Genomic DNA, 13,011 nt, shown 5'->3' on the forward strand with positions numbered 1-13,011 from the left:
TTTGCACTAACACGGCTTGTTAGTTAGCGTTAGTTTGCCAAATTTAAAATTTCCTCTATCGTTTTTCTGGTGTAAATTTTATCCATTCTCCAAGCTATGGCATTTTGCGCGGCGACATCAAGGATCTCTTCTAGCGTGCTTTTATCTATATTTAGCTGTTTAAGGCTAGTTGGCGTGCCTATCTTATCAAACCAAGCTTTAAGCGCTTTTATGCCCTCGTCTGCCGAATTTACGTCAAAGATTTCTCGTCCAAACCGCTCAAACTGCGCCAAATTTTTATCCTTATACCACCTCATCCAAGCCGGCATCACTACCGAAAGCCCCGCTCCGTGCGCACAATCAGTTACCGCGCTCATGGCGTGCTCTATCATGTGATTTGGGAAGTTTATGCCTTTAGTGCCCGCGCGCGTCATGTGATTTAGCGCCATCGTCGCAGCCCAGGCAAATTCGGCTCTCGCGTCGTAATCGCTAGGCTCTTCAAGCAAAATTTCTGTCGTTCTTATTATCGTTTTGATGTTGGCTTCAACTTGCAAATTTATGATTTCAGGATGAATACTTGCCGTGAAATACCCCTCGATGGAGTGTGCGATCACATCGCTTGCGGAGTAGGCTAGATACTCGCTCGTGACGGTTGCTTGAAGCCTTGGGTTGATGACTGAAACCTTTGGGAAAAGCACCTCGCCGCTTATGGAGTATTTTTGTTTGGTCTCTTCTTTTGTCACGATCGCGCCGTTGTTCATCTCGCTTGCAGTCGCAGCCAAAGTCATGATGTCAAAGATCTTAAGTGCTGATTTTGGAGTTTTGCCTGTGAAAAAATCCCACACATCGCCATCATAACAAGCTCCAGCCGCGATAGCCTTAGCCGAATCCAGCACCGAGCCGCCTCCTACAGCTAGCACGCTATCTGCGCCAAATTCTCTTGCGAGCTTGATGGCTTCATTTACTTTGCTTAGCACGGGATTGCTCTTAACTCCGCCAAGTGCGACAAATTCTATCCCCTCTTGCTTAAGGCTTTTTGCCACTACGTCAAATAGCCCCGTGCGCTTTATGCGCTCGCTTCCGTAGAGCAAAAGCGCCTTTTTAGCGCCAAATTCTCTCATATAAGCGCCGATATTTTGCTCTTTGCCTTCGCCAAATTCTATTCTAACAGGGTTATAAAAGCTAAATTGATACATCTTAACTCCTTTGGTAGCTAAATTCTCTAAGCGGTCGCGAAATTTACGAGCCTTGGTTTTACTATTCGCTCGTAGTCTTTAGCGTTTAAGACGATGGAGCGATCAAGCAAACCGGCGTTAAAAGCGATCTCCTCAAATCTCTCAAAAAGCTTGCTATCGACGATGAGCTCTAGCCTATCATGAAAACTAAACGGCGGAACAGAGCCGATAACGCAGTCTGTTAGCTCACTAACTTCAGCAGGACTTGCCAAAGAGGTTTTAGTGCCGTGAAATTCGTGCGTGATAGCCTCCAAATTTGCCTTGTAATCAGCAGGAAGCACGGCTAAAACGTAGTGTTTGGAGCTTTTAAGGAGGCTGTTTGATGAGGTTTGACTCGGGGTTTCGTTTTTATAGGCGGCTAAAATTTTAGGATCTATGCCTTTTATCACGCAAACAAGAGCCTTGGCGCCTTGTCCCATTATCGTGCCGCGAGCTTTGGCAACGGCTTCTGAAGTGTTGGCAGGCTCGTGGTCTATAACCTTAAATTTCGCGTCATTTTGGCTTAGAAGAGTGTTAATCTTATTAAAAATTTGCTCGGACATAAGTTTCCTTTGTGATCTTAAGCTTATGCCAAATTCTAAATTTTGGTTTAGAAATTTTAGCTTAATTTAGTTATGATTTTGAGAAATTTATAGGCGCAAAGAGATGAAAACACTAAAAGAACTTGTGAATTTAGATGAGCCTGGCATGAAGCTCATTAAAGAGTGGTCAAAGGATGCTAAAACAGTTATGAATTTTTGCCGCGTGATGAAAAAAGAGCCGAAAATGAGCTGCTAGCCTTGGAAGTAACTACTCGCTCTCCGATGGGTGCGCTTGTCTACGGTAGCGGCGGAGTTGTTATAAATCACGGCTGGATGAGGATATTTGGCTCGGGCTGTGAAAAGATGAAGCGCGGGATAGTGTCGTTTAACCAAGCGGTGCAAGAAAATTTTAGTGTGCTAAACGCTCCTTATTTGCTTATAGCCGATGATGTACTGGGCGGAAATTTCGCGATAAATGCAGGCGGGCTTGGCAAAGACGCGGGTAAAATTTACTATCTTGCGCAAGATAGCTTAGAGTGGCAAGGCCTTAACTGGGGTATTCTGAGTTTTTAGACTTTGCTTTTAACGGTGATTTGGCGAAATTTTACGAAGGATTTTTCTTTGAAAATTGGCAAGAGGAAGTCGTAAAGATAAGCCTTGATGAAGTTTTTGCTTTTATGCCGTTTTTATGGACGAAAGAGGGCTCTAACATAAACTGTGTTAGCAAACGCGCCGTTAGTGCGGACGAAAATTTTCGCTTCACTCTTGAGTGTATGAAGAATTTAAAGAGGTAAATATGCAGATAGATATCAACAAAGTTCAGATCGAGCAAGGCTGGAAAGAAGCGCTCAAGCAAGAGTTTTTAAGCCCCTATTTTGCGAGTATAAAAGAAAATTTGATCAATGCTTTGCAAGTCGGCAGAGTCTATCCGCCAAATTCGCTTATCTTTAACGCTTTTAACCTAACGCCATTTGATAAGGTTAAGGTGGTGATCCTTGGGCAAGACCCGTATCACGGCGAAAATCAAGCCATGGGGCTTAGCTTTAGCGTGCCAAACGGAGTTAGAGTTCCGCCAAGTTTGGTTAATATCTATAAAGAAATTTATGATGATCTTGGGATCAGCGAGCCAAATTCGGGCGATCTTACATACTGGGCGAAGCAAGGCGTGCTGCTACTGAATGCCACTCTCACAGTTGCGGCGGGACAGGCAAATTCGCATGCAAATTTTGGCTGGCAGGAGTTTACGGACGCTGCCATAAGAGCTGTAAGCGCTCATAAAGAAAACGTCGTTTTTATGCTTTGGGGAAATCCTGCGAAGGCTAAAATTCCGCTAATTGATACGAACAAACACCTTGTGCTAACGGCGGCTCATCCAAGTCCGTTAGCGCGTGGAGCGTACTTTGGCTCGCGTCACTTTTCAAAATGCAACGCCTATCTTGTTAGTAAAGGCGTTAGTGCGATTGATTGGGATTTGAATAATTATAAAATTGAAATTTAAGCATGGGGGGGGGGTAAAATCTCCTTTAAATTTATATTTTAGGAAAAAAATGAGAAGAAAAGATAGAAATTTAGACGAACTAGCCGCACTTGAGATAATCGATAAATGCGAATATGCCGTTATAAGCTGTGTGGATGATGATGGCAGAGTATTTTCTATACCTATCTCGATCGCAAGAGAGGGCATGAGTGTCTATATACACGGCGCGGTTGCGGGCTCTAAAGCTAGGCTTTTTAAAGACGGCAAAGATGTTAAGATGGTGTGCGTGTCGTATAATAAAGTCCCAAAGCATACCGATGCTGAATTTGAGGCGATGAAGGATGATGGAGCTAGGCTTGGAAGCAGGGTTTTTACTACCGAATACAAAAGCGCGATAGCTAAAACCAAGGTTTATCAAGTTACTGATGATGCAAATAAAATCGAGGCTTTAAGGCTACTTTGTAAAAAATACACACCAGAGTACATGAGCGCTTTTGAAACCGCGGCGATGCACGGACTAAAAGCGACTAGCATATATGAGTTTAAGATACAAAGTCTAAGCGCTAAGGCGAAAATTTTATAAATTGTTAAAACAGTAAGTAACCTATCGTTTTGTTGTTATTAAAATAACATTTATAAATGTCTGAAATTTAACATATATCTAAGAAGAAAACTGCTAACATTCAACAAAATTTAATAGCGATTATTAATTTATATATCTAAAAAAGGAAATAAAATGCGTAAATTTAGCAAAATAGCCGCTCTTATGCTTTTAGGGGCTTCTGTTTCAATGCTTCAAGCCGCAGATACGAAGTCTCGCACAAAGCATACGGATACAAACTCTACTGTAGCAACCGCACAGTTAGATATGGTTTCAGTGACTGCAAACAGAAGCGAGACTGATGTAGCGAAGTACGTAGGACAAGTTAGTGTGTTAAATCAAAACAACCTAACAAAAACTCCTTCTTTAATAGAAGCTATAAATGAAACTCCAGGCATAGATATCGGTAAAGATCTTGGAAGGCAAGCAGGGCAGCAATTCGCCATTAGAGGATTTGGTTATCAAAGCGAGGAGAGAGTCATAATAGAACAAGATGGCGTAAAGCGCTCGCCTTCGCTTTATTCAAATATGATTTCAACTTTTCGTGTGGATAACGATCTTTTAAAGCGAGTTGAAGTAGTTAAAGGTGCTTCGTCCGTTCTTCACGGAAGTGGCGCGATAGGCGGTATCGTAAGTATGCAGACAAAGAGTGTAGATGACTTTATCATGGGGAATAAAAATTACGGTGTGATGATAGGGCATCGTCAAGAGAGCAATCATATGAACTCAAACCGCGGTGCACTTGCGTTTAAGCCTGCTAAAAATTTAGGCTTTTTACTTTATGGTAAACATGCAGATCATAGTAATATGAAACTTGCTGACGGCGGAGCAGAAGATGTTAAAGTGGTTTCAGGCGATGAGCGTATAAATACTATGTTCGGTAAGATTGAATGGGATATAACTGATGAGCATGAGCTTGATTTAAGCGTATTTAATTATCATGAAAATTTAATCACAGGCTGGCAGTCATTGTATAGATACGAGGACTCGACTATAGGTAGAATCAAACAGCGCGATTATAATGCTGTGTATAAGTTTACGCCGATAAATAATCCTTGGATAAATTTTTCAGCCCAATACTATAATACAGAAGCATCTTACGACAGAATGTCAGGAGATACTAGCTACGTAAATACTGAAAAGAGATGGGGGTTGAATTTAAAGAATGAGAGCGTATTTAATACCGGTATTTTAGAGCATAGGTTGGTTGTGGGCACAGAGTATCAACACAGACGTGAAGACTCTGCTTATTTATCCAAAGGGGTTTTAAGAGAATCAAATTCTCATCCGAATTCATATAAAGATTACGGACTTTATCTACAAGACGTATTTAATTTAGGAAATTTTGAATTTACCCTTGGTGGTAGATACGATAGATTTGAAAGAGCTGTTACAAAAGATAATCGCCCTAAATATAAAGAGAGCAGATTTTCTCCTAAACTCGGGCTTGCTTATGAGGTATTTGACGGCATAAATTTACTAGCAGGATATGCAGAAACATTTAGAAGCCCGACACCGCATGAGACCTCTTCTCAAGGTCCTATAAACGTGCCTTATTGGTATATACCAAATCCAAATTTAAAACCTGAAATAGCAAAAGAGTTAGAATTCGGATTTTCTGTGGATAAAGAGAATTTATTGAGTGATGACAGGCTGTATTTTAAAGCAACTTACTATACCGGCAAAATCAAAGACATGATCTCTTTGCAGGCTAGACCGGATCTAGGTAATCCTCCTTTTGACCCTAAGTCACCACACAGAAGATATGGAAAATATGATAATATCGATGAGGCTAAAAGAAGTGGATTTGAGGTTGAGGCTAAGTATAATATCTCAAATTTTGGCTTTAATTTGGCATATGATCACATGAAACTTAAAGACAATAAAACAGGCAAAAGGATAGGAGCTTATGCCGATAAGCTAGTGCTTGGTGGAAATTATCTATACTCTCCTTTGGGACTTTCTGCCGGAGTTAGTATGAGACATTATTTTGCTCCAAAACGAGACGAGAAAACATTTGTTTCAAGAGGAAAAACATATGAGTATGTAGATAGTTCATTTACTATAGTAGATTTTAAAGGCAGTTGGGTTCCAAAAAACATTGAAAACAAAATTTTTGGCGAAGGTTTTAAAGTGAATTTTGGCGTGAATAATATATTTAACAAGAAATACATTAACCATTCTCAGACAAAAACTACTACTATGGTAGGTAAGGGCAGAAACTTCTACATAGATTTTGAAAAGAAATTTTAATTAAAAATTTGGAGGCGATTACGTTTGCCTCCAAATTTTTCACTCTTTAAAATATACAGTTTTTACTATAAAGTCGCTTTTGTTATAATGTTTTAAAAAATTTTAGATCGGAATAACATGACGATAAGAAAAGCTACTAAAAACGATGCAAAGATTATAATCGAAATGATAAATGAGCTTGCTTTATATGAGAAGCTTGAAAGCGAAGTTAAAATAGACGAGAGTGTTTTTATATCTCATATTTTTGAAAAAGAGCTTGCTAGCGCGTTAGTTGCCGTTAGTGGAGGTGGCGAGATAGTTGGCTACGCTATATTTTTTCACTCATTTTCTACTTTTTTAGGCAGAGCCGGCATCTATCTTGAAGACTTATACGTAAAAAAGAAGTTTAGAGGACAAGGGATCGGTATGAAATTTATCAAAACCCTTGCCGAAATTTGCGAAGACGAGGGATTTGGACGGCTTGAGTGGGAGTGCCTTGACTGGAATGAGCCAAGTATTAAATTTTACGAGAGCTTAGGGGCTAAAAGGCAGAACGGTTGGCTAAAATTTAGAATGAGCAGAGAAGAGATAGAGAAGATTAGTAAAATTTAGGCTCAAAAAGAGCCTAAATTTAGATATTTTGCTTTGTTTGCTCTATTAGCTCCAATGCATCATTTTCATTAAAATTTATCATTTTTGCGATATTTTTGATAAACATCTTTTCGGTTATGTGGATTTTCTCATCAACACTAGAGAGTGCTATCAAATCAATAATTAACGCCAAAGCTTCCTGTGGATCAGTCTTAAACAAAGCGTAGTTTATATCCATTTTTTCGTTATTTCCAAGATATCCTATCAGCTCCATTTCGTCGCTGCTTGCAAAATTTGATTTGGTTATAAAATTTGCGATGTATTCTTGCTCTTCATCCTCTATTTTGCCATCTATCCTCATTAGGCTTATTAAAATTTTAATCTTCTCTTTTAGTATCTTATCGCCATTTTTGATATCGTTTATAGCACTATCAATCTCGTTTTTGGCATTTTCAAACTCAGCCTTAGCCACTCCAAGCATTTGTATATCTTCATTTGTAGCGACCTCATCACACTCATAAATGATTTCTTTTTCAAAAATTTCCTGTGCCTTTTTACCGATTTTGCTGGTTGAGTATTTAGACCAAGCAGCCATAGCAGCCGCGCCTGCCAGAGGTATCCACTTTGCAGCCATTGACTTTAGCACCTGCTGTGTCACTCTGCCTCCAAGTGTTTTGATTACACTTTACAGAACTTTAAGGCTGGCACTCTTTACGATTACTTTTTGAGCATGAACCGCCACAAGGCCAGAAGCCATATTGCCTACTGCGCCAAATAAAATTTCAAGCATAAGCTCATTGCTGGCTTTTTTGCCATTAGCTCTTGCGATATCAGTTATCATAGCCATTTGATTTCTAATCACACTGATGATCTCAGGGATCGCCGCCGCCATACCCAAGGGACCAGGCACCAAGCCCGTAGCACCTGATATACCGGCATTTATGTTGCTGTATTTTGATATGATATTACCTACCTCATATTTGCTTGGCACTTGATTTTTAGAATAGTATTCATCGCGACTGGCTTGCACTGACTCAAACGCGTCACCGATGCCTTGAGAAATCTTGTTCGAGATCTCTTGAGTTGTCATAAACACTCCTTTAATTTTAAGATATTTGATTTATTTTATCGTTTTTTTTTTTTTGAAATTCTTAAAATTTGTCTGGAAATTTAACTTTTTGTATAATTTACAAAAATATCTAAGGAAAGCCATGTTTGCTTTAAAATTTCGCCCAAAAACTCTTGATGAAATTTGCGGGCAGACCGAGATAGTGGAAGTTTTTAAAAAATTTATTGAAAATGAAAAAATCCCGCACAGTATATTTTACGGACCTGCGGGCTGTGGCAAGACGAGCTTTGCTAGAGCTGTGGCTGGAGCGATGAGTTATGATTTTTACGAATTTGACGGTGGAAATTTAAAGATCGAAGAGTTTCGTAAAATTTTAAAAAACCATGAAAACGCGCTAAATAAGCCGCTTTTTTTTATTGATGAGATTCACCGTCTAAGCAAGACTCAGCAAGAAGCGCTTTTGGTTCCGATGGAAAATTATAATGCCATAATCATCGGAGCAAGCACGGAAAATCCATACTTTACTCTAAGTTCTGGTATTAGAAGCCGCTCGATGCTGTTTGAATTTGCTCCGCTTAAAAGGGCTGATTTTGAAAGATTACTTGTTAGGACTAGAAGTGAGGTTGATTTTGAGATAGATGACGAGGCGCGCGAGTATCTATTTAAAAGCAGTGGCGGAGATGCGCGAGGGCTTTTAAATCTGCTTGAGTTTGCACTGAATTTAAGCCCTAAGATAACTCTTGAAAATTTAAAGATACTTCGGGCTAACGCAGTTAGTGAAGGGGTTAGCGAAGATGACACGCACTACCACTTGGCAAGTGCGTTTATAAAAAGTATGCGAGGAAGTGACGAAAACGCCTCTATATACTACCTTGCAAGGCTTATTGATGCGGGCGAGAGCGCTGACTTTATCGCTAGAAGGATGGCGATATTTGCAAGTGAAGATGTGGGTAACGCTAACCCAAACGCACTAAATTTAGCCACTAACACACTACTAGCTGTTAGTAAAATCGGCTATCCTGAGGCTAGGATAATCCTAAGTCAGTGTGCCATCTATCTAGCCTGCTCGCCAAAGTCAAATTCAAGCTACAAGGCGATAAATTCGGCCTTAAAATACGTAAAAACTGAGGCTCCTTTAAAAATTCCTCCATACCTTATAAACACCGCTCCTGAAGCTAAAGACTATCTTTATCCACATAGTTTTGGCGGTTGGATCGAGCAAAAGTATCTGGCAAAACCGCTTAAATTTTATGAGAGTAAAGGAGTCGGCTTTGAAAAGACACTTGAAGAGTGGCTTGAGAGATTGAAGCATAAAATGAACTCAAAATGAGCATAAATTAATACCAAATGCGACTCCATCATTGATATTTGTATAATATTTACTATTATTTATAAAAATTTAATATATTTTTAAATATACTCATTACCTAAATTAAACTTTAAAAATGGATTTGATAATGGAAATTTTAACAGACATTATAAGCAAACTCAACTCATTTCTTTGGGGGCCTTATTTTTTGATCGCCTTGCTTTGCGGAACGGGGTTTTACTTTACGATTAAGCTTAGGTTTATTCAAATTTTTAAATTTAAAATGGGACTAAAAAATCTTTTTGGCAACTTCTCTTTGCATGGAGATGCGGCAGGCAAAGATGGTATGAGCTCTTTTCAAGCTGTTGCTACAGCTATAGCGGCGCAGGTTGGTACTGGAAATTTAGTTGGTGCTACGACCGCACTTGTAATGGGCGGACCTGGGGCTATATTTTGGATGTGGTGCGCCGCATTTTTGGGCATGGCAACAAATTTTGCCGAAATATGTCTGGCTCAAATTTATAAAACTAAAGACGAAAGCGGACACACTATAGGAGGTCCGGCGTTTTATATATCAAAAGGTCTTGGCGGTAAGGTAGGAAAAATTTTGGCTATGTTCTTTTCTATAGCCATTATCTTAGCCCTTGGATTTATGGGAAATATGGTTCAAGCCAATTCTATATCTGACGGATTTTATGGAGCCTTTGGGATACCAAAATGGGTAAGTGGGCTATTTTTGGCTATTATTTGCGCACTTATTTTTATCGGGGGCATCAAAGCCATAGCTAGAGTTGCCGAAAAGATAGTACCTATAATGGCGATACTGTATGTCGTGATAGGACTTGTAATAATATGTTTTAATATTAGTGAGATTCTAGGAGTAATATCTCTCATCTTTAGAGCGGCTTTTGATCCATCTGCTGCGTGGGGCGGAGCTACCGGAGCTACTATCGCGATGGCTATGAGATACGGTATAGCCAGAGGACTGTTTAGTAATGAGGCAGGCATGGGTTCAACTCCTCATGCGCATGCCGTAGCCAACGTAAAACACCCTATAGATCAAGCAGTTCTAGGCATAATGTCAGTGTTTGTTGATACATTCATTGTGTTAAATATTACAGTTTTTGTTGTGCTTAGTGCAAATGTTATAGAATTTGAAAATGGCAAGGCAGTCATAACCGGAATCGCGCTTGTTCAAGAGGCGTTTTCGTCGCATATTTTAGGTCGTACTGGTGGATACGGCTTTGTGGCTATATGTCTATTTTTCTTTGCATTTACCACTATAATAGGTTGGTATTATTTCGCAGAGATAAACGTCAGATATATGTTTGGTCCTAAATTTGTAAGAATTTCTCAAATTTTTGTAGTTGGATTTGTCTTTGTTGGTAGTGTGCTTAAGATAAATTTAGTCTGGGAGCTTTCGGACTTTTTTAACGGGCTTATGGTTTTGCCTAACCTAATTGCTTTATTGGTTCTTAGCCCTATAGTCGTTAAACTTGTAAAAGACTATGATAATAAAAAAGAGTATGTAAAAGAGGATTATATAAAGTAAATTTTGGTGCAAATTGCACCAAAATTTATTAGACTAGCTCTACGCCCTTGCCTTTAACTATTTCTCCTATTATGTAGCCGTTTGAGTCTGCCAGTACGCTGCTAGCATTTTCTTTGCTAACCACAAGCACCATTCCTACGCCCATATTAAAGGTTCTCATCATCTCCTCTTCATTTACCTTTTGAGCGATGATTTTAAAAATTTCAGGTGTTTTGATCGCTGATTTTTCTATCTTTGCGCCAAGTCCTTCAGGAAATACACGAGGTAAATTTTCAACCAGTCCGCCACCTGTGATATGAGCAAGCGCGTTTATCTTGTCCTTTAGGCGTAAAAAGTCGCTTACATAAATTCTAGTCGGCTCAAGCAATACATCTATAAGCGCTCTGCCTTCAATCTTATCGTCAAATTTTAGTCCGAGCTCACTAACAACTCTGCGCGCCAAAGAAAATCCGTTAGAGTGAAGCCCGCTGCTTGGAAGCGCTATTAGCACGTCGCCTTCTTTTACGAATTTGCTTCTATCTATTTCATCTATCTCCGCCATGCCTACAGCAAAGCCGGCTAGATCGAAGTCCTTACCTTCGTACATCGACGGCATCTCAGCAGTTTCGCCTCCGATAAGTGCACACTGGGCCAGCTTGCAGCCTTCGGCGATGCCTTTTACCACGGTTGCTGCGCTATTTATATCAAGTTTTGCCGTTGCGTAGTAGTCTAGGAAAAAAAGCGGTGTTGCGAAGTTGCAGATGAGATCGTTTACACACATTGCCACGAGATCTTGCCCGACTGTATCAAATTTGTTTGCGTCTATGGCTAGGCGAAGTTTGGTTCCAACTCCATCGGTCGCACCTAAAATGGCTGGATTTTTATACCCGCTTGGCAGCTTTATAGCACCTGAAAATGACCCGATACCGCCTAAGACTAGCGGAGTAAAAGTTGATTTTACGTATGGTTTGATCTTCTCAACAAAGCTGTTTCCGGCGTCTATATCCACTCCGGCGTCTTTGTAGCTTATCATTTTATCCCCTTTTAAAATTTGCCTAATTTTAGCTAAAACTTGCTAAAATCGAATTAAAAACTCAAGGCAAAATTTGATGAAATTTAGCAATGCTTTTGTCGTAACAGGCACAATCGGAAGCGGCAAAAGCACGTTTTTAAACCTTCTTAAGATGCACGGCTTTGAGGTGATCGATGCTGATGATATATCTCACTATGAGCTTGAAGCGTGCAAAGATGAGGTTGTGCGAAAATTTGGCGAGGAAATTTTATATCAAGGCAGGATAGATCGAAAAAAGGTCGGCGCAATCGTGTTTAATGATAAAGAGGCACTTAAATGGCTTGAAAATTTGCTTCATCCAAGGATAGATGCAAAAATTTATGAGCTTTGCAAGAAGCTTGAAGCTAAAAATTTGCCTTATTTTGTAGATATTCCGCTTTATTTTGAAGGGCTTGGCAAGGCTGAATTTAACGAAGTTGTAGTTGTGTATGCACCGATAAAAACCCTTATAGATAGAGTTATGAAGCGAAACAATTTAAACTACGAAGAGACTCAAAATAGAGTAAGTCTTCAAATAGATATAGAAAAGAAGCGCGAAATGGCTGATTTTGTTATAGATAATAGCGGAAATTTAAGAGATTTACAGGCGCAAACCGAGGAATTTTTAAGAAATTTGAAAGGCAGATATGAGAGTATCAAAGTATAACGCAAGCGGCAATGATTTTGTTATATTTCACACTTTTGTTAGCGAGGATCGAAGCAAGTTAGCTAAAAGGCTTTGCGATAGATTTAACGGCATAGGATCTGACGGGCTTATCGTGCTACTTCCTTTTGAAAACGGCGTGAAATGGGAGTTTTATAATAACGACGGAAGCTATGCGGCGATGTGTGGTAACGGCTCTCGTGCAGCGCTTTTATATGCCGTTACTAACAAACTAACTAACGCAAATGATATAACGCTAGCTACGGGTGCAGGAAGTGTTAGCGGTAGCGTAAGCGGCGATATCGTGGAAGTTGAGCTAACAAGCCCGGCTAAGTTAGCGGATAAATTTAGCGAAGAAGGGCGGGAGTGGTACTTTTATGATACGGGCGTGCCGCATCTTGTTAGTTTTTGTGAGAATTTGAGTGAATTTGATCTGAATTTAGCTCGTAAAATGCGTCAAAACCGTAATGCAAACGTAAATTTTGCTAAAGTTGAAGACGGAAATTTGCTCGTTAGAACCTATGAGCGCGGAGTGGAAGATGAGACAAACGCTTGCGGAACAGGCATGGCGGCATGCTTTTATGCAGGAGTTAAAAATTTAGGCTTAAAAGAGCAAATTTCTGTCTTTCCAAAGAGTGGTGAAGAGCTTGGTTTGAGACTTAAGGACGAAAAGATATTTTTTAAAGGCAAGGTAAGACACTGCTTTGATGCGAATTTTATGGAGTAAAATTTTGGCTTGCCTTTCTTCTTG

The 13,011-nt window shown here is 39.8% G+C and carries 14 protein-coding genes and 1 pseudogene; 10 read left to right on the forward strand and 5 right to left on the reverse strand.

Going from position 1 to position 13,011, the window contains the following annotated elements; translation table 11 throughout:
• Positions 1-29: 29 nt before the first annotated feature.
• Together CDOM16190_RS02170 and CDOM16190_RS02175 are read right to left on the reverse strand one after the other, a co-directional pair.
• Complete coding sequence (locus tag CDOM16190_RS02170; RefSeq protein WP_170018701.1) at positions 30-1,175, reverse strand: iron-containing alcohol dehydrogenase; 1,146 nt, start codon at positions 1,173-1,175, stop codon at positions 30-32.
• A gap of 26 nt (positions 1,176-1,201) precedes the next feature.
• Positions 1,202-1,756: a YbaK/EbsC family protein gene (locus CDOM16190_RS02175; RefSeq protein ID WP_170018702.1), complete on the reverse strand. Its 555-nt coding sequence runs from the start codon at positions 1,754-1,756 to the stop codon at positions 1,202-1,204.
• A 103-nt stretch (positions 1,757-1,859) separates the two neighbouring features.
• Between CDOM16190_RS02175 and CDOM16190_RS10660 the strand changes: the two genes are divergently transcribed.
• The 6 genes and pseudogenes from CDOM16190_RS10660 (at position 1,860) to CDOM16190_RS02200 (ending at position 6,657) form a co-directional block, all read left to right on the forward strand.
• The gene (locus CDOM16190_RS10660) at positions 1,860-1,991 is read left to right on the forward strand and encodes a DUF2625 domain-containing protein (protein WP_249934092.1); all 132 of its coding nucleotides are present in this window, start codon (positions 1,860-1,862) and stop codon (positions 1,989-1,991) included.
• Between the two features lie 2 nt (positions 1,992-1,993).
• A pseudogene (locus CDOM16190_RS02180) lies at positions 1,994-2,529 on the forward strand (DUF2625 family protein).
• 2 nt (positions 2,530-2,531) lie between these two features.
• Positions 2,532-3,233 (forward strand): uracil-DNA glycosylase, encoded by a 702-nt coding sequence (ung, locus tag CDOM16190_RS02185; protein ID WP_170018703.1) that lies wholly within the window; start codon positions 2,532-2,534, stop codon positions 3,231-3,233.
• 49 nt (positions 3,234-3,282) lie between these two features.
• Complete coding sequence (locus CDOM16190_RS02190) at positions 3,283-3,795, forward strand: pyridoxamine 5'-phosphate oxidase family protein (RefSeq protein WP_170018704.1); 513 nt, start codon at positions 3,283-3,285, stop codon at positions 3,793-3,795.
• Positions 3,796-3,948: 153 nt separating this feature from the next.
• Positions 3,949-6,066 (forward strand): TonB-dependent receptor domain-containing protein, encoded by a 2,118-nt coding sequence (locus tag CDOM16190_RS02195; RefSeq protein ID WP_170018705.1) that lies wholly within the window; start codon positions 3,949-3,951, stop codon positions 6,064-6,066.
• A 117-nt stretch (positions 6,067-6,183) separates the two neighbouring features.
• A complete protein-coding gene (locus CDOM16190_RS02200) occupies positions 6,184-6,657 on the forward strand; it encodes a GNAT family N-acetyltransferase (protein ID WP_170018706.1) in 474 nt (157 codons plus the stop codon).
• Positions 6,658-6,676: 19 nt separating this feature from the next.
• Here CDOM16190_RS02200 and CDOM16190_RS10665 read toward each other — a convergent pair whose 3' ends face one another.
• Positions 6,677-7,294 (reverse strand): tellurite resistance TerB family protein, encoded by a 618-nt coding sequence (locus CDOM16190_RS10665; protein WP_170018707.1) that lies wholly within the window; start codon positions 7,292-7,294, stop codon positions 6,677-6,679.
• Positions 7,295-7,321: 27 nt separating this feature from the next.
• Entirely contained in the window at positions 7,322-7,726 is a 405-nt protein-coding gene (locus CDOM16190_RS02210; protein WP_170018708.1) for a hypothetical protein, read from the reverse strand.
• A 121-nt stretch (positions 7,727-7,847) separates the two neighbouring features.
• Between CDOM16190_RS02210 and CDOM16190_RS02215 the strand changes: the two genes are divergently transcribed.
• Positions 7,848-9,035, forward strand: a complete 1,188-nt coding sequence (locus tag CDOM16190_RS02215; RefSeq protein ID WP_170018709.1) for a replication-associated recombination protein A — start codon at positions 7,848-7,850, stop codon at positions 9,033-9,035.
• A gap of 127 nt (positions 9,036-9,162) precedes the next feature.
• Complete coding sequence (locus CDOM16190_RS02220; protein ID WP_211437389.1) at positions 9,163-10,566, forward strand: alanine/glycine:cation symporter family protein; 1,404 nt, start codon at positions 9,163-9,165, stop codon at positions 10,564-10,566.
• A gap of 28 nt (positions 10,567-10,594) precedes the next feature.
• On the opposite strand, the gene purM is transcribed toward CDOM16190_RS02220, so the two are convergent.
• Positions 10,595-11,578 (reverse strand): phosphoribosylformylglycinamidine cyclo-ligase, encoded by a 984-nt coding sequence (purM, locus tag CDOM16190_RS02225; RefSeq protein WP_170018711.1) that lies wholly within the window; start codon positions 11,576-11,578, stop codon positions 10,595-10,597.
• Between the two features lie 73 nt (positions 11,579-11,651).
• Here purM and coaE point away from each other — a divergent pair, with 73 nt between their 5' ends.
• Together coaE and dapF are read left to right on the forward strand one after the other, a co-directional pair.
• Complete coding sequence (gene coaE, locus CDOM16190_RS02230) at positions 11,652-12,263, forward strand: dephospho-CoA kinase (protein ID WP_170018712.1); 612 nt, start codon at positions 11,652-11,654, stop codon at positions 12,261-12,263.
• Entirely contained in the window at positions 12,244-12,987 is a 744-nt protein-coding gene (dapF, locus tag CDOM16190_RS02235; RefSeq protein ID WP_170018713.1) for a diaminopimelate epimerase, read from the forward strand. Before coaE ends, dapF begins: the two co-directional genes overlap by 20 nt.
• Positions 12,988-13,011 lie beyond the last annotated feature (24 nt).

The organism is Campylobacter sp. RM16190 (assembly GCF_012978835.1).
Taxonomy (GTDB): domain Bacteria; phylum Campylobacterota; class Campylobacteria; order Campylobacterales; family Campylobacteraceae; genus Campylobacter_A.